At 35.7% G+C, this 18543-nt stretch carries 13 protein-coding genes; all 13 read left to right on the top strand.

Going from position 1 to position 18543, the window contains the following annotated elements; translation table 11 throughout:
• The first annotated feature begins 192 nt into the window (after positions 1 to 192).
• Positions 193 to 2745 carry a hypothetical protein gene (locus EO118_RS04325; protein ID WP_127068800.1) on the top strand — a complete coding sequence of 851 codons (2553 nt, stop codon included), beginning with the start codon at positions 193 to 195 and terminating at the stop codon, positions 2743 to 2745.
• A gap of 20 nt (positions 2746 to 2765) precedes the next feature.
• Positions 2766 to 3614, top strand: coding sequence for a hypothetical protein (locus tag EO118_RS04320; RefSeq protein ID WP_127068799.1), 849 nt, complete (start codon positions 2766 to 2768; stop codon positions 3612 to 3614).
• 156 nt (positions 3615 to 3770) lie between these two features.
• Complete coding sequence (locus tag EO118_RS04315) at positions 3771 to 5861, top strand: hypothetical protein (RefSeq protein ID WP_127068798.1); 2091 nt, start codon at positions 3771 to 3773, stop codon at positions 5859 to 5861.
• An 18-nt stretch (positions 5862 to 5879) separates the two neighbouring features.
• The gene (locus EO118_RS04310) at positions 5880 to 6632 is read left to right on the top strand and encodes an OmpA family protein (RefSeq protein ID WP_127068797.1); all 753 of its coding nucleotides are present in this window, start codon (positions 5880 to 5882) and stop codon (positions 6630 to 6632) included.
• Positions 6629 to 8032, top strand: coding sequence for an EH signature domain-containing protein (locus EO118_RS04305; RefSeq protein WP_127068796.1), 1404 nt, complete (start codon positions 6629 to 6631; stop codon positions 8030 to 8032). Before EO118_RS04310 ends, EO118_RS04305 begins: the two co-directional genes overlap by 4 nt.
• A gap of 9 nt (positions 8033 to 8041) precedes the next feature.
• Entirely contained in the window at positions 8042 to 11089 is a 3048-nt protein-coding gene (locus tag EO118_RS04300; RefSeq protein WP_127068795.1) for a DEAD/DEAH box helicase, read from the top strand.
• Between the two features lie 93 nt (positions 11090 to 11182).
• Positions 11183 to 11977: an S-methyl-5'-thioadenosine phosphorylase gene (mtnP, locus tag EO118_RS04295; RefSeq protein WP_127068794.1), complete on the top strand. Its 795-nt coding sequence runs from the start codon at positions 11183 to 11185 to the stop codon at positions 11975 to 11977.
• 32 nt (positions 11978 to 12009) lie between these two features.
• The gene (locus tag EO118_RS04290) at positions 12010 to 13254 is read left to right on the top strand and encodes an adenosylhomocysteinase (RefSeq protein ID WP_127068793.1); all 1245 of its coding nucleotides are present in this window, start codon (positions 12010 to 12012) and stop codon (positions 13252 to 13254) included.
• A gap of 425 nt (positions 13255 to 13679) precedes the next feature.
• Entirely contained in the window at positions 13680 to 14828 is a 1149-nt protein-coding gene (locus tag EO118_RS04285) for an ABC transporter substrate-binding protein (protein ID WP_127009454.1), read from the top strand.
• A gap of 10 nt (positions 14829 to 14838) precedes the next feature.
• A complete protein-coding gene (locus tag EO118_RS04280) occupies positions 14839 to 15720 on the top strand; it encodes a branched-chain amino acid ABC transporter permease (RefSeq protein ID WP_127068792.1) in 882 nt (293 codons plus the stop codon).
• Complete coding sequence (locus EO118_RS04275) at positions 15717 to 16730, top strand: branched-chain amino acid ABC transporter permease (protein WP_127068791.1); 1014 nt, start codon at positions 15717 to 15719, stop codon at positions 16728 to 16730. Before EO118_RS04280 ends, EO118_RS04275 begins: the two co-directional genes overlap by 4 nt.
• A gap of 9 nt (positions 16731 to 16739) precedes the next feature.
• Entirely contained in the window at positions 16740 to 17498 is a 759-nt protein-coding gene (locus EO118_RS04270; protein ID WP_127068790.1) for an ABC transporter ATP-binding protein, read from the top strand.
• Between the two features lies 1 nt (position 17499).
• Positions 17500 to 18210: an ABC transporter ATP-binding protein gene (locus EO118_RS04265; protein WP_127068789.1), complete on the top strand. Its 711-nt coding sequence runs from the start codon at positions 17500 to 17502 to the stop codon at positions 18208 to 18210.
• The last annotated feature ends 333 nt before the right edge of the window (positions 18211 to 18543 follow it).

The following is an 18543-nucleotide window of genomic DNA, read 5'->3' as shown; positions in this document are numbered from 1 at the left end:
CATCCCCACATGGAATCGATTCTAATGTGGGGATGGTTTTATCAAAATGTTCTTGGAATTAATGAAAAAGGATTTTTTGAAAGTATGTCGAATATGTAATTAACAAAAAAAGTAATTGTAGGATAGTATGAGCTATTCCGTACTGCAATGGTAATAGTATATCTTGATAATCATCGATAAGAGGAGTATGTGATGGAAACAGAAGTAGAAACTAAACAAACATTGCCTGACCATGTGTTAGAGTATATAGCAACTCTATGTGCCTTTGATGCACTATGTAATGCATTAATAGAGGAAGTAGAGGAGGCTACGAAAGGTAAGAAAGACAAATGTTTAGCGGGTTCTCTATCAAACTATTTAGGGGATATATGGCATAGGTCTCTTTTAGCAAATGATCTAGAGGAGATTGCACGTGCTGATCAAGACCGAGTAGATTTAGTGGCAATTGCTAGTGAGTTTACATCTGATGAAACTATTAATGGATTTATAGAAATTGGAATCTCTAATTGTCAGGATGTCATTGAATTAAGCTTTATAGATATTTGTGAAGATGTATATTCTAGATTTTCCCAGATTGTAGAGTTACTTGAGCAAGATACATATAGCAGTACATTGTCTTTAGATTTAGAGGAATATGATGTAACAGTTACCGTGCTAGCATCTGGTTTGTTGATGCGTTGTTATTTAGAGGCGATGAAAGAGAAGTTCTATGGTGAAAGTGAATATCCGGAAGACTTTCTGGATGTTCAAAAAGAGACGTGGAAAGGATTACGTTGGCTAGAAGATACCGAGTATGAATTCAATTCGGAGGCGATTAGACGGTTAGCCATTATGTGTCGCCATATTCAACCACTTAGCATCGTGCGAGGTATGCAGTATGTCTATCATAGTCTACCGAATTTATTAAAAGCACATATTGGTGGTGTAGATATATATATCGATGACCTAGTAGCTGAAAAGATAGAGGACTTAGAATACCTAGAATGTTTGATCACCCTTGAAAAGGAGGAGGCAAAGGATTGGTTTCATAGCCAACAGAAAACACTTATTTCTAACAGATTAGCAGAACTTCTAGGAAAACGGCTTATCATAAACACTCCTGACATGAGTGAAGCAATCTTAGATGCGGGGCAGATACCGTACTGCCTATCGATTGAAGAAACCTTGAAGTACCTACAGTCAAGACAAGATGAGACATTATATCTTAGAATGTTCCAAGTGCTTGAACTATTCCTAGAGCAAGTGCTATTCTTTTCCATGAAATATCCAGCAGATATGTTGACAGAACATATTTTAGCAGGTGGTGATGATAAAGAGGAAGATTGGAAGGTCATTCGTGATCTACAAGATGAAGAGAAAGAGGCACTTCATGTAGGTGACCTATTTGAAAGTATCATACTGGGGACGTATCAACCGTCTCAAAAAGAGGTTGATGATATAGTTGATTACACCGAAAATGATACCGATTCTAATAGTGATGCTGAGTGCAATGATTACGATGATCTGATGGATAACTTTGATCATGAAGAAGAGGAAAAGGTCGTAGACTTGTTAGACTCTGACACAGTAGAAAGTACACGGGATTATTTTATGGACCTGTATGAAGAGTATCAAGAATCTAGGAATATGAATTATAAATCATCTAATTTTGATACTTTTATCATGGATGGTGCTTACATTAAACAATTTGAATATGTAGGTGGTTCAGATGTCACCTCCTATTTTAAAGTGGAAATTGATGGAGATTATTATAATACCTATTATAACTACGGTAGAGTGTATGTACGTGATCAAAATGACCCTGTTAATTTTGATGCGGATTGGAAGACGGAAGAAGAAAATGGTGAACCTATAAGAGCTCGTATCAAAGAGAGTGAAAAAATCTATCTGTATCGTGTAAGTTATGATTTTATCTATTCTATTATGAAAGATATGATTGAATATGCTTTATCATCGTTTGAGGATATATATATAGATGGGGATTTGATACGTAAAGCAAGGGAATTGATACGGAAAGAGTGGAGGCGTGTAGGAAACAAAGGCTGGAGAGCTAAAAGTCCAGTTGAAATCAATCTAAAAGTCTACAAAAAGATGTTTGAAAATATAGGCACTATCTTGATGAATTTAGTAGGAAACTTAAAGCCTAAATATCTAGAAGATTTAAAAGATTCTTTAGAAGAGAAAACAATAGATGAACAAATTCTTGCGGGCGTTATGGGCTTGGCAAAATTAATGTATCCAATGTTTATATTGATGGTACAATCCGATGTGAATAGTGTATTAGATGAAGGGTATGATATGTACATCGAAATACCTGAAGACACAAGTACGGAAGACTTACTGTATACGTTATATTTAGCCTTATATGCTTTTGGGAGTTATCGGACTCCTTTAACAGAAGAAAGGTGGTTTTCTAATCTTAAGAGTAAAATTGATGCATATCATCCATTAAAGAAAATAGAAGCGTATATTCAAAATGCTATGGAAGGAACGCTTGAAAGTTGGAGTACATTAAGAGAATTATACACATATATTAAATATGAGTGGGAAGAGCCATCTACGTACTGCATTAACTTGAAATATCAATTGTTGAACGATACAGATGATCTGACGGATGATGAATATGATTCGTATAATGCTATTTTCCATGCCTATGAAGGTAGCCAAGCTGGCCTTGAACGTATGGTGCGATGCTTTATGGCGATATATCCGGTAGTGTTGGAAATAGAAGCGTATCAAATGTAATAGTGTTAGGAGTAAAACGTATGTCTAAAGATAGAACGGTAGATGCTTTATTTAGAATATGGATTGAAGGCATGTACATCATGTTTACCGATATTAGATGGGAACTAGAAAAGTTGCATGCGGCAGGTGGTAGCAAGTTTCGAGATATTGTTAAAGATATAGTATTAGGGATGATAGAGGATCAAGATAAATGGATACCATTAGATAATAAGGAGGATATCCTGCAAAAAAAGAAAGAGGTTGTGGAGTATTTACATCCTTTGAAAATGGCAGTTTTAAAATTTTTGAGTAAATTTCCAGATATTGATGAAAATGAACTTACTGGAATTACCCTAGAGCTGGAAACTATATATGAAAGTGTACAGACAGTACCTACCATGTTTTCCTATGCATATATAAAGGATGAAGTAGTAGAAAATGAAGACAATAATCAGGTATTAAAAAGCATTATTTTTAGTGATGATAAAGATAGTAATACTCAAATGCTAATGTTTTGGCAATATATCATAAAACGGTTTGCTTTTAAAATGCTAGAAAACCTAGATTATAGTTCACCTAAAACAAATGAATACCCCATTTGCTTTTTACGGTTGGAAAAAATATTAACACGTACCTTTATGAAGTTTAGAAACAGTGAAATACAAGCTTGTAGTATGGAGGAACTATCTGTAGAGTATGCACGACCTGTTGATGAGGCAATAAGGAGATTTATACGCCATGCACAACAGTGGATGGCATATCACGAAGATATAGATGAGTCAAAAAAACAAGCAGCTTTAGATTTTATAGAAAAACTAAAGATATTAGCAGATTTTTATTGCAGTCTATTCCCCGCTGTAGTTTCTATGTCATTTGAGAATGAAGAATAAAACGACTAGATAGTTATTATGCCTAACGTATGTGAGCAGTGCGTGCTTACTACGTTGGGCATTGTTCTATATACTCGTTTTATATCAGCAAATATTGTATAATAAAAGAAATTCAAAGTATGATTAAAGAGGGTAAAAGCAGTAGGAGGCGTAACGGTGCAAGAAAATTTGAAAAGTGAATATAATGCATATGTACGAGCAATATTTCTAACAGTGATTATAGAAGGTATCTACATATCATTAACAGGGGTTCCAAAGGGACTTAATGCTTGGGTGACGGTAGTTTTTATAGGATTTATTTTGTTTGTTGGATTCTATAGAGGTATTTGCGATTATAGTATATTGAAAGAAAATGAAACTGCTTTAGAACAATTAAAAAAAGAATTAGTGAACCTATTCGAAACAGAACAGTATAGCTTTTCTGAGTTCGATTTATATAATGAAGATCGATTAAATCAAATACTAGGTGATTCTATTTTAGGTAAAGATTGGGAAGCGACTATAAGAAATGAGAAGTATTTATTACAATATAGTAAAACGGGAATAGAAGGTTCTTCACGACTATATTTTACTGTTGATATTAGAGAAATATTTGATGTCGATTCAGCCTATGACAGTATCAAGTTTAATGATTTAAGAAATAATATGCCTGCTATTATGACTGGATTAGGTATTTTGGGTACATTTGTAGGCTTAACATTAGGATTATATACGTTAAACTTAAATAGTACTGGTGCTGATGGCTTGCAGACTCAAATTAATAATTTGATTAGTTCATCGGGGACTGCATTTATAACATCGTTATTTGGCATCTTGTTTTCTTTGGCGTATTCTTGGAAGCTAAGTTCCTTTAAGGATACTTTTTTTACTTATTATGCTGAAGTTATTAATTATCTGTATTCAAAATTACCGTATCTATCAGAGTCTCAATTATTGATTGATTCAGTGAATACTTTACACGGTCAAACAAACTCAATTAATGATTCATTAGAACTGTATGCAACTACATTGGGAGCAAGCTTATCATCTAATATTGGTGATGTGATTGAAGAAAAATTAATTCCTAAATATGATACATTAAATGAAAATTTATTGGGTCTAAATCAAAAAATGGAAGATTTGTCTACAAACTTCTCAGAGTTCCATAAAATAACTTCTAATAGTGTAGGAGAAGCCTTAGTGAGTGGTGTCGGGTCAGAGATAGAAACCTTAGGTCATACGTTACAACAATTCTCAGAAGGATTAATTGCTCATGAGAACGAAAGAAAAGCGACTTTAGAAGGGTTACAATCATCGATGGATACTATGATGAAAAATACAGAAGGAGTATCGAACAGTATCTTTGAATCTATGAAACAACAGTATGAGCATACATCTCAAATAATGGAAAATAAAATTCAACTCTCTATAGATGAATATGAAAAAATTGGTCAAAGCCAAAGAGAAGAGCTGGATCATTTTATCACTATTATGATCAACGCAATATCTAAAAATGCAACAGAGTTACAAACTACGGCAAAACAAATGACCGAAGATATACATAAGGTTACGCATGAAGGAATAACTGATATTATAGAGGGATTAAATAGTGTACTGTCAGATTCCTTGCATATTAGTAAAGGATTTATTGCACAACAAAAAGAATCTACAGAGTCTATCAAAGGATTATCGGGTATTGTTGAAAGCGTGATGAAAGACTCTGAAGTCATTTTAGATGGCATGAATGATGCTATGAAAGAAACTAAAAATGTGCTTACGGAAGTAAAAGATTCAAGTGGATTAATTACTCGTAATATTCAGGGCTTAACTACATTAAATGGTAATTTAATTACCTACGAAGAAAAAATGAAAACATCCATACAGGCAATGGAAGCCACGTTAATGAATTATCAACAAAGTTTACAAAGTACACTGACACCATTGCTAGAAGGATTAGAACGCGTGACTTCTGAAACAACAGTAGGTGCAGAAGAAATGCGATCAACCATTAATGAGCTGGAAGAACTTTGGCAAGAACATGAGCAAACCTATAGTAATTTTACAGCACAATTACAAGATGTATTTACTCTTATGAATGAAAATATAAATGGGACGTATAATGAGTTACATACTAATTTAAACACCACATTACGAGACTTCGATTTGGCTATGGGTAAAGGTGTTGAAGGGTTGAAAACATCTATTGCAGACTTATCTGAAAGTAAAGAAACCTTAAAAGAGTATTTAGATAAGCGATTAAAACACTAATAAATTGAGGTATCATTCATGAAATTCATAAAACGAAGTAAATCTAGTAAGCGTAATGATCCTTTTAGTATATCTATAAGTGATTTGATGGCTGGCATTTTGATGATTTTTATTTTGGCTTTGATTTCCATGTTTTTTATTAATAAAAGTGAGAATGAACGCAATAATCATCAAGTGGAACAACGGAAAGAAATATTAGAGTTCATGCAAGATTTGCCGGAAGCGAAGTCAGGTAAGATTACGATTGATGCGGAAAATGGAGTTATCCTTATAACCACAAATGATTCAGGTGGAAACAATCACGAGAAAACACCTATTTTTGAATCTGGAGAGTCAAGGTTAACGCCGGAAGGGGAGAAGTTAATTAGGGCTATAGCCGCAAAAATTGATGACAGCAGAAATAAGAAAAAAGAAGCATGGGAATCCATTGATACGATTATCATTGAAGGACATACAGATAATGTGCAGTATAATGATCCTAGTTCCGATAAAAATAACTTGAAATTATCTGTAGATAGAGCGATCGCTACTTATAAGGTTACTTTAAGCGCTTTATCTTTAAATCCAGAGAATCCAAACCAAGATATAGCCAATAATACTAACAGTAATGTTGTAAAAAAATGGAAGAATGCTGATGATCAGTTTATATTTTCTGTCGCTGGATATGGTGAAAGTCGTTTAATTAATAAGGCAGCTCCTAATAGTGCTGAAAACCGTCGCATTGAGTTTAGATTTTTACTGAAACATCATAAGATAAAGGATTTAAAATGAAAAAGCTATTTTCACTTGATATAGCAAAACCTAAGTTTAAATATAATTTTCGTAGACCTGAAGAAATCATACTAGCCACCCATCAATTTGAGGAGGTATCTGAGATTCTTTTAGAGTCAGAAGCTGAAAAAGATGAACTATATGATACATTTGTAACATTTCAAAGGGCATATACATGTGGTCTTTTAGATTATGAATTGCCACGTAGTGATATAAAGAAACTTTGTAATTTATATGTTAATAGACATGTATTGCGTTCTGTTAAAAAAGATTACTTTCATAAAAATTTTGATGAATTTTTGTGGAACTATATAAAAGAGCATCTGCATAAAGTATTATCCTATGCAATCAATTTGTATATTCAAATACGTGATTATAGTCGAGAGTATGTACAACGATTTGGAAATCTTATAGTAGAATGTCTTAATGTTAATACACAAGAACTAATTCGGCCTTGGCGAGAAGCTAATTTTATATTTAGTCCAAATGCAAGTCAAATTATAGCAGATAAATTTTTTGAGAATCAAAAGTTTGATGAAGTATTGAGAGAATTACCATTTTCTAATGAAATACAGTTACAGTCTCCAATTCTTTTGAATGCCATTAGGTTGATTTTCAACAGTAGCATATTCATAGGAAATACTAAAATTTTGATGTTGCAGGATATTTTTAAAGGTGAACGGTATCGAGAGATTTTGCCAGAATGTGTTACTGCGATATGCCAAGATCATATTATAAAAAATAATATAATAAAAAAAGAACTTCCCACAGAAGATACATATATGAATCAATTGATTAACTTTTTGGTAGAAAAATGGGGAGATCCAAGACAATCAAACTTTAATGAGAATGGGTGGAGATTTCTTGATAATCAACTGTTAAGTTATTTGAGATTTATATTTGCAAAATCAGATTTAGATTTGTTTCTTATGATTTTAGATAAATGTCATAGTGATACAAACTGGAAATATCGTGAAAAATTTTGGAATGCCTATTTAAAATATGTGAGAAGGACTAGAGTATTCTTAACTGATGAAGGGGCATATGAAGCTCGTCGTTATATGCTAGATAACCCTAATAAGCAATTGTATTATGGAGAAATTTCAAGAGATAAATCGATGATTCTTTTAGAGTTTGATGACTTTTATATTGTTGAATGGAGCCATAGTGGTAAACTTTTAATTTTAACAGATTTAAATAAGTATCAAGTAGAAGCTATTTTTTCATCTATGAGTATGCGGGAAGAAAATATGAAAAAGCCTGGATATTATTATGCATGGAATAATGTAGTAGATGAGATAGCACATTCCTCACCAGATACATACAGTTGGCAACGTAAAGTAGAAACTATATTAGAAGATAAATTTAATTTAATTCCAACGCAAAGTTATCGTTTATAGGAGTACGCTATGTGGACAGTTACAGAGGAAGCATATGAAATTGACAGCTCAAAGCTTTCTGATTATGGTAAACAGTTAGTAGATGAATATTTTTTATATTCAAAACATGGTGAAAATGGACAGAATATCTATTTATTACCGCATGATATAGCGGTTAACCTTTCTTACGAAGATCAAGCAACTTTACAACTACCACTTAGATATAGTTTTAATTTAAACCTCACTAATACTGGAAGTATTATTAGAGAAATGGGGTTCAAAGTGTGTCTACAGGATATGACTGGACATGAAACTTCTGAATATTTGAGAAAGGGATCCTATATTCGGTTTCGTGACGGTAAAGAATACATTTTATCTGCACCGCACTATAGAGTGTTTGAAATCGTCGAACATTATGATAGAGAAATTAGAGCAAAACAAGATAAAGATGAAAAAATATACCAGAACTATATATCGATATCTGAAATACAAGAGTTTTCCAATGATTTATCTATAGGTGTAAGCGAAACTATAGGTAGTAAGCCTGTTATTTCTCCAGGAAAAATGTCTATTAATATAGCGCCTAATGAAGATGAGACATACAGCTTTAGGATAGACTTTGAAAACAAAGATATCAACGAAGAAATCAATAAAAATCTACATAAAAGAGGTTGGGGAGATCCTCAGAAACGTTATGCCTTTGATCCAGAACAAAGAGAAGCATTAAAAACTATAGAATCAATCAGTAAAAAATTTGATAAAGAGAAAGCTCAACGTATTATTAAGCAGGCTGATACCTATTTCCCATTTGAAGGACCAAGTGTAGATATTGAAGGTATTGATGGACTATCAGAACGTGTTGTTGGTATTGGCGAGTTCAAGGGTCGATTTATTCCAACAGATATGATGCATACCGAATGGGTACCTGAAGGATTATCCGGGGTTGAAAAAACTGGTGGTTTAGAATCTAGAGAAAATAATGAAAAAGTATTACTTATTAAGGATAATCTAGATGATTCAGATGTTTTTATTACGGAAACCCCGCATCCACGAGATAAAGATGATATGACAATTGATATTCTGAAACCAGATATTACATTAAAATCATATCAGAAAAAAGGTGTATCCTATTTGCAAGAATTATGGATAAAGGGTTATAAAGGGGCGCTATTAGCAGACGATATGGGGCTAGGGAAAACGCTACAAACATTGGCTTTTTTATCGTGGCGAATAAAACATGATCAGTATAAAGAAAAGCACCCTATTTTGATTGTTGCACCAGTAAGTTTGTTGCAAAATTGGAAAGAGGAGTGCTGTAAATTTATTGATACCTCTTGTGGTATTGGAGAGCCTTTAATTTTACATGGTAATACACTAGAACTGTTTAAACTTAATACACCACCTCCATCTCTATTGAGAAAGTATGGGCAGTTATCTGATGATGAACTAAAAGGCAATGCCTTTTTAAATACAGATAGAATTTGTAAATATTCGCTAGTTATTACAAATTATGAAACGGTGAGAAAATACCAACTTTCACTAGGTGTCATCAAATGGAATATGCTGATTTTAGATGAGGCGCAAAATATAAAGAATCCTTCCAGTAGGGTCAGTCATGCAGTACGTGGTATGAATTATGATTTTGGGCTAGCATTAACAGGTACGCCAGTGGAAAATTCTTGGGTCGATTTGTGGACCATTATGGACTTCTGTAGTTCTGATAGATTTGGAACATTACAGGCCTTTAATAAGGAATATATTGCACCAGTTTCTAAAGCCGAAGGAGATATATTGGTGTTAGAAAAAAAGGGACTTGAACTTAAAGAAAAGATAAAACCCTTATTATTAAGACGAATGAAGCAAGATGTATTATCTGAGTTACCGGTTAAACATGAGTTGGTGGTACCACGATATATGTCAGATTATCAAGAGACTGCATATATGGATGTAGTGAATCAAGCAGGACGTGCCAATAAAGGAGCTTTTGAACAACTCATGCAGCTGCGTAATGTTTCTATACACCCATACTTGATGTTTTCAAAGAAAAAATTTTTAGAATTACCCTTTGAAGAGCATTTAAAAGTTTCCGATAAATTACAATTTTTGTTTGAAACCTTAGATGATATAAAGATGAAGGGTGAAAAAGCTCTAATTTTTATTAGATATAAAAAGTTACAAGAGTTAATTAGAAAACTTTGTAAAGAAAGATATGGAGTAGAAATTTTACAACCTATTAATGGGGACATGAAAGGAGAACGCAGACAAGCAACAGTTAACGAATTTAATCGGACTTGTGGATTTAATGTGTTGATACTTTCACCAGAAGCTGGTGGAGTAGGTTTAAATATAACGTCGGCCAATCATGTGATTCATTTAAGTAGAGAGTGGAATCCAGCAAAAGAAGATCAATCCACGGACAGAGCTTATAGAATTGGTCAGACAAAAGATGTATATGTATATTATCCTGTTGCAACATTAAAACATTTTAATCACCCTAGTTTTGATGAATTACAACATGAACTATTAACAAGAAAACGTAAGTTGAGTAGATCAGTTATTGTACCTAATAGTGCTAGTGAAACAGATGGAGCGTCGTTGTATAATTCTCTATTTAGTAAGGATTACACGCAATCCACTAGTTATGTTGAAACAAGTGAAAATAAGGATATGTTAGAGATGTATGACATAGATAATATGGCTGAAATTTTAAAAGCTATTTATCGAAAAAAAGGATACACCATTGATGATAAATTTAGGGATGAAAGAGTTGATGTACTCTATACTCAGAATAATGAATATCATGGCATCATTTTAGTCAATGAAGCAAAACTATCCACAGTAACAGTTCACCCTAGAAAATTTGTTGCTGACATAAAAAAATCTCTGAATAGAAAAAAGAACGTGAGTGCAGTTACGCTAACCTTATGTGGAATTGGAGATATAAGTAAAAAGCAAATTGAGTCATTACGTATTTTTCAATACTTTGATGACATATTAGATGTGACGGATGTAAGACAAGCACTTAAAGAAAATAATATGAAGCGATCAGATTATATTTCTTATTTAACTACTGAATAAAACTATTTATTGAGATAATTATCATCAAATACCCTATTCCATGCTATAATAAATTCATACAGATTTTTTCTATCTTTCACAAGGAGGAACGATATGTCAGCCATTGCTATTATTGGTGGTACCGGTGTGTACGATCCAAATATGTTTGAAACTATGACGGAATCGTCTTTGATGACACCTTATGGTGAGATTCATTATGTATGTGGCACTTATGAAGGTAAGACGGTGTACTTCTTAGCCCGTCATGGCCGTGATCATTCCATTCCACCGCACAAGATTAATTATCGTGCCAACATTTGGGGGTTAAAAAAGTTAGGTGTTAAGTTCATCGTATCTACCACAGCGGTAGGTTCTTTGGATCAAAAATTTGGACCAGGTCATTTTGTGTTGACTGACCAATTTTTAGATTTTACGAAAAATCGTGTGAATACATTCTACGAAGGTGGGGACCGTCCTGTGGCTCATGTGGATGTAACGGAACCATATAGTCCTGAGTTGCGTTCTATTGTTGAAAGTGCTGCGAAATCATTAGGTTTAACGGTTCACAATGGCGGCACCTACGTATGTACAGAGGGCCCTCGTTTTGAGTCTCCTGCTGAAATCCGCATGTATGCTATGTTAGGTGGTCAAACGGTAGGGATGACAAATGTACCAGAGGTAACCTTAGCGAATGAAGCGGAAATGGCATATATGACAATTTCTATGATTACTAATTATGCTGCAGGCATTTCTGAATCTGCTTTGACTCATGGTGAAGTAGTAGATATGATGCAACAAATGGCAGAACAATTACAATCGTTAGTGAAAGAAGTCATCAAAGGAATCGATGTGAATGCAGACTATCCTGCGCATCATCGTATGGCTGAGTATGGTGGCTTTCAATTATAATCTATCATGAAGAATCTAAAAGGAGAACACCAATGCAATCTTTAATTCGAGATATTTCTTTAGCAGAAGAAGGTCGTAAAAAAATCGACTGGGTAGCTAATTTTATGCCTACTTTGAACACATTAGGAGACCGTTTTGAAAAAGAACAAACTTTCAAGGGTCAAACTATCGTTGTATCTGTTCATTTAGAAGCAAAAACTGCGTATTTATCTACCGTGTTAAAACGTGGTGGTGCCGATGTTATCGTTACAGGGTCCAATCCATTATCTACCCAAGATGATGTGGCAGCAGGACTTGTGGACATGGGTCTAACTGTCTATGCTTGGTACAATTGTACAGACGAAGAGTATACGATGTTCTTGAACAAAGCGTTGGATCATAAACCGCATATCATCATCGATGACGGTGGCGATTTAGTAAGCTTACTTCACACAACACGCCAAGATGCAAAAGAACGTTTGTTGGGCGGTAGTGAAGAAACAACTACAGGCGTACACCGTTTGAAAGCCCTAGCTGAAGCGGAGCAGTTGACATTCCCAATGATTGCAGTTAACGATTCTAACTGTAAATACTTGTTCGACAATCGCTATGGTACAGGCCAATCTGTTTGGGACGGTATTATGCGTACTACGAACTTGACGGTAACAGGTAAAAATGTAGTCGTTGCTGGTTATGGCTGGTGCGGTAAAGGTGTGGCACTTCGTGCTAAAGGCTTAGGCGCTCACGTGTATGTAACAGAAGTAGATCCAATTAAGGCAATCGAGGCTGTATTTGATGGCTTCAAAGTGTTGCCAATGGTGGAAGCAGCTAAAATCGGTGACATTTTCTGTACTGTCACAGGTTGTAAGGATGTTATTACAAAAGAACATTATGCAGTGATGAAAGACCGCGCTGTCCTTTGTAATGCGGGCCATTTTGATTGCGAAGTCAATGTGAAAGATTTAGCTGCCATGGCAGTGTCTCATGAACGTGTTCGTCAAAATATCGAAGCCTACCATATGCAAGATGGTCGTCAATTGTATGTACTAGCAGAAGGCCGCCTTGTAAACCTAGCAGCAGGTGATGGACATCCAGCAGAAATCATGGACTTGTCCTTTGCAATGCAAGCCTTAGCAGCAGAATATATCTTGCACCATGGAGCAGATATGGAACATGATGTACATGTATTGCCATATGAAGTGGATGCAGAAATTGCGAAATTGAAATTGCAATCCATGGGCTACGATTTAGATGCATTGACACAAGAACAATATGATTATTTATATACTGTAAACTAATAATGATAAAATTTTATTGATACATAGTAAATAAAATTGCAACTGTGTTAAACTGGCGATGAGAGTGATCACTTTCATCGCCAGTTTTAATATGCTTACGTAGTAGATCGGGGAATACTTAAAAAAAGGACATACTTGGTAACGGAACGTATCTATTTCTATTATTTAATTTTCAAAAAAGATATTTGTCCTCTAAATAAATACAAAAATGAGGAAAATATACGTGAGTAGTTTACTAAATAAACTCATATATAAATTCTTATAATTATATTTGACAAACTACTCATGTTACATTCATAATAAATAAGAATAGGGTTTCTATAGAATTGTCATTTGTGTTTTAATCTGATAAAGAGAAAAAGATTGAGGTGGCTTTCAGAAACAGAAAATCCGTAAGATAGAGTTTTAAGGAGGAAGGTTGTAACATGAAAAAATCCATGTTCAAACGTGCACTAGCATTGGGTGCTACGGCTATTCTAGCTGCGGCGATCGCTGGTTGCGGTGGCAATAGTTCATCAACAAACAATGCAAATGAAGCAAAAGTAGCTTTATTGACTACGACGTCTGGCGCAGCAGCTGCCTATGGCGAATCCATTAAGAATGGTGCAGAGTTAGCAGTAGCGCAAATTAACGGCGATGCTAACAATGTAAAAATCAATTTGTTAGTGGAAGATACAAAAGGTGACAAAAACGAAGCGATCAATGCGATGAACAAAGTCATTGCAAAAGATAAAGTCGTAGCTGTCATTGGACCTATGTTATCTGGTGAAATGATGGCAGCAGGCCCAATTGCTAACAAAAATAAAGTGGTAGCATTAGGTACTTCTACAACTGCAGAAGGCATCACTGATATCGGAGATTACATTTTCCGTAATGCCGTACCAGAATCTTTAGCAGTAGACGCAGCAATTCGTCAATCTCACAAAGTATTAGGCTTCAAAACAGCAGCGATTATGTACTCCAACAACAATGACCAAATGGTATCTGTAAACAATACTGCTAAAAAAGCGTTGGAATCTGAAGGAGTCCAAATTGTAGCGACAGAAACATTTGCTGACAAAGATACAGATTTCTCTGCACAGTTGACTAAAATCCAACAAGCAAAACCTGATATCATCATCGTTGCTTCCTTGTACCAAGAAGGTGCATTGATTATGAAAAAAATGCGTGAACTTGGCATGAACCAACCAGTAGTAGGTTCCAATGGTTTCAACAGCCCAGCGTTCATTAAAAATGCAGGTGCCGCTGCTGATGGTGCGATTGTAGGTACACCTTGGTTCCCTAACAAAGATGACCAAAAAGTTCGCGACTTCCGCAAAGCTTATGTAGAAAAATATGGTCATGAACCAGATCAATTTGCAGCACAAGCTTATGATGCAGTATTCTTGTATGAAGCAGCTTTGAAAGCAGCAGGTTCTACGACAGATCGCGAAAAATTCCGTAATGCCTTAAAAGGTATTACAGACTTCGTAGGGGTAACTGGTAAATTCCAATTCAACGAAAAACGTGACCCATCTATGGAAGTTCAAGTTTTACAAATTAAAAACGGTCAGTTTGACGCATTACAAAAATAGGAGTAACACGATGTTTTTACAGCAATTAGTGAATGGCCTTACTTTAGGCAGTCTCTATGCGGTATTAGCCATCGGATTGACACTCGTGTTTGGTGTGTTGAACATCATCAACATGGCTCACGGAGGCATCTTTATGATAGGTGCCTTCGTGGGTTTATTTATGGTGACAGTCTTTGAAGCTAATATCTTCGTAGCCATCCTTGTGGCTATGGTCGTAGGGGCAATTCTTGGATATCTATTAGAATTTGTGGCACTTCGTCCACTTCGCAAGAAAAACGTATCCCATTTGGCGCCATTGATTTCTACAATTGGTGTCTCTATTTTTATTGAAAGTGTAGCCTTGCTTGTATGGGGCCCACAAACACGCTCATTCCCACCAGATTTTATCGGTGGACTTATCGATTTTGGTATGTTCAAAATCTCCATGGTTCAAATCATTGGCCTTGGTGTATCCATTGTGTTAATGTTGATTTTAAATGTACTCATTAAAAAGACTAAAATCGGTAAAGCTATTCGTGCTGTATCTTTGAGCACAGAAACAGCATCCTTGTTGGGGGTTAATCCAACTCTAGTTATTTCCGTAACAGTGATGCTTGCCTCCGCCTTAGGTTCTGCCGCTGGTGTATTGGTTGGCTTATCCTTCGATGCCGTAGAGCCTATGATGGGTGTTGTTATCGGATTTAAAGGGTTAGCGGTGTTAATCCTTGGCGGACTTGGTAATATTACCGGTGCTATGGTAGGTGGATTCATCTTAGGTGTTTCTGAAGTATTCTCTGTTGCTTATGGAGCATCTTCGTACCGTGATGCTGTAGCCTTCGGTTTAATCATTCTCTTATTATTCTGGAGACCACAAGGGTTATTCGGATCCAAAGATAAGGGGGGACGACCATGAGTGAAATTTTAAATCCATATTATCTACAAATTGTGATGTTCTTCATCATCAATGCTATCATGGGTATTTCCATTTTCTTCACCCTTTCTACAGGACAGTTGACGTTGGGTGCGGCAGGTTTCATGAGTGTAGGTGCCTACGTGGGTGCTTTGCTCACTCTGAAAGCTGAGTTACCGATTCCGATTGCTATCTTCATTGGTGGTATTGTGGCGGCCTTAGTAGCTGTTGTGATTGGTTTACCAACTACACGCTTGAAAGGTTTATACCTTGCCATTGCTACACTAGGCTTTGGTGAAGTAGTACGTGTTATCTTTTTGAATTTAGAAGTGACCAATGGAGCCTTGGGCCTTTCAGGCATTCCAGCGATTGCACAGGAATTGACAAACTACGTCTATGAGTTCGATATGGACGGTTTACTAGATATCGATGCATTAACATGGGGTAACTTGTTGACCATCATAATCTTATTAGTGATTCTAGCGCTAGTGATATTGTTCTGTTTACGTATCCACAATAGTCGTGTAGGGCGTGCGTTCCAAGCTATCAAAGCCGATGACCATGCAGCAGAATTGATGGGTATCAATGTGGTGTATTACAAAATGTTAGCCTTTGTAATCGGTGCTTTCATTGCTGGTATTGGCGGTGGTTTGTATGCACATATTACAAACTTCATTAACCCTACAGATTTTAGCTATCACAAGGTAGTACAAATCTTATTGTTCCCTGTATTTGGTGGTTCCAATGTAGTATGGGGCTCTGTACTAGGCTCTTTCATTTTGACCTTGTTACCAGAAGTATTGCGTTTCTTAGCAGATTATAGGGATATTATTTATGGCGCATTACTAGTTATTTTGATGGCTGTTCGCCCAGATGGTATTTTGACAGAAGATTTGATGGACAAAATTTACCGTAAATTAGGCGTGAAAAAGAAAGTATATATTCCAGAAACGCAAGTGTTAACAGAACGCTTTGAAGCTTATAAGGCGCAAAGTAAGTCTGGTCAAGAATAGGAGGTACCCATGCTATTACAATTAGATGATGTAAGTAAAAGCTTTGGCGGTGTGGCTGCCTTGACAGGGGTTACCTTCCAAGTGAACCAAGGGGAAGTTTTTGGTGTAATTGGACCGAATGGTGCCGGCAAAACGACGCTGTTTAATTTAATTACAGGCGTGTTCCCAGTGAGCACTGGCAATATTGTGTTCGATGGTATGAATGTGGTGGGTATTAAGCCGCATCGTACAGTGGAAATGGGGATTGCTAGAACATTCCAAAATATTCGTTTGTTCGGTAATATGACGGCCTTGGAGACTGTGCTGACAGGTATGCATTGTCGCACGGGTTCTGGTGTGTTATCTAGTTTCTTCCGTACAAAACGTCAACGAGTTGAAGAAGAGCGTTGTCGTGGTATCGCTTATGAGTTTTTAAAGCTGGTTGGCTTAGAAGAAGATGCAGAAGAAGTAGCCACATCCTTGCCATATGGTAAACAACGTCGTTTGGAAATTGCTCGTGCCTTAGCAACACATCCACAATTGATTCTGTTAGATGAACCAGCAGCTGGCATGAACGACAGCGAAACAGAAGTGTTGCGCCAATTGATCGGTAAAATTCGTGATTTAGGCATTACGGTTGTGGTTATAGAACATGATATGGCATTGATGATGAATATTTGTGATCGCTTGGCGGTATTAAACTTCGGTAAAAAAATTGCAGAAGGTACACCTCAGGAGATTCAAAATCATCCAGATGTAATTGAAGCATACTTAGGAAAGGAGGAATAATATGTTAAAAATTGAAAATGTAGTGGCTGGATATGGTCATATTACAGCCTTAAAATTTATTAACTTAGAAGTTCCTCAAGGGTCCATTGTATCTTTGATCGGTGCCAATGGTGCTGGTAAATCTACAACTATGCGTTCCATCATGGGCTTGGTTAAACCAACAGAAGGTCGCATTACCTTTGAAGGTAAGGATATTACGTCTATGAAAACTCATGATATTGTGAAAGCTGGTATTTCCCTCGTTCCAGAAGGACGCCAAATTTTACAAGATATGAGTGTTTATGAAAATCTTGAAATGGGCGCTTATATTCGTAAGGATGCTGAAATCAACGATGATATTAAAAAAGTATTCAAGCGATTCCCTATTCTTGATGAACGTAGTTACCAATTAGGTGGCACTTTGTCTGGTGGGCAACAGCAGATGCTTGCCATCGGTCGTGCTTTAATGGCTCGTCCTAAATTATTGTTGCTAGATGAACCATCCATGGGTTTGGCACCGTTAGTGGTAAATGAAATCTTCGAGGTTATCAAGGAAATCAGTGCTGAAGGAACGACAGTGTTGTTGGTAGAACAAAACGTACGACAAGCATTGAAAATTGCTGACTATGCATATGTACTGGAAACGGGTAAAATCGTTCTTTCTGGACCAGCCGAAGAGATTCGTCACGATCCTAGAGTGATGGAAGCGTATTTAGGTGGTAAAGTGGAATAATTTCCTAATTTTTATCTTGAATATTCTAGAGAAATATATATAGATATATATAGAATTTAACATAGGTGCATTGCCTTTAACAGGTAAGTATATAAAGATAGCAGATATACAATCCATTGTGGTTGTGTATCTGCTTTTTGTTTTCTCTATTTTGAATGCATAGTTGTTACAAAGAGAAATCAGCGTATATGATATCATAAAAATATACAGAAAAAGTTATATAAACGCATATATACACCGTTATATACTAGATGTGGGGACAGGAGATATTTATCAAAATATAAAGAAGTTGAATAGTAGAAAAAACTATTGTGTATACATAAGCTGCATGTC

The sequence above is a fragment of the Veillonella sp. 3891 genome (assembly GCF_003992315.1).
GTDB lineage: Bacteria > Bacillota > Negativicutes > Veillonellales > Veillonellaceae > F0422.
This window is presented reverse-complemented; position numbering and strand designations above follow the sequence as displayed.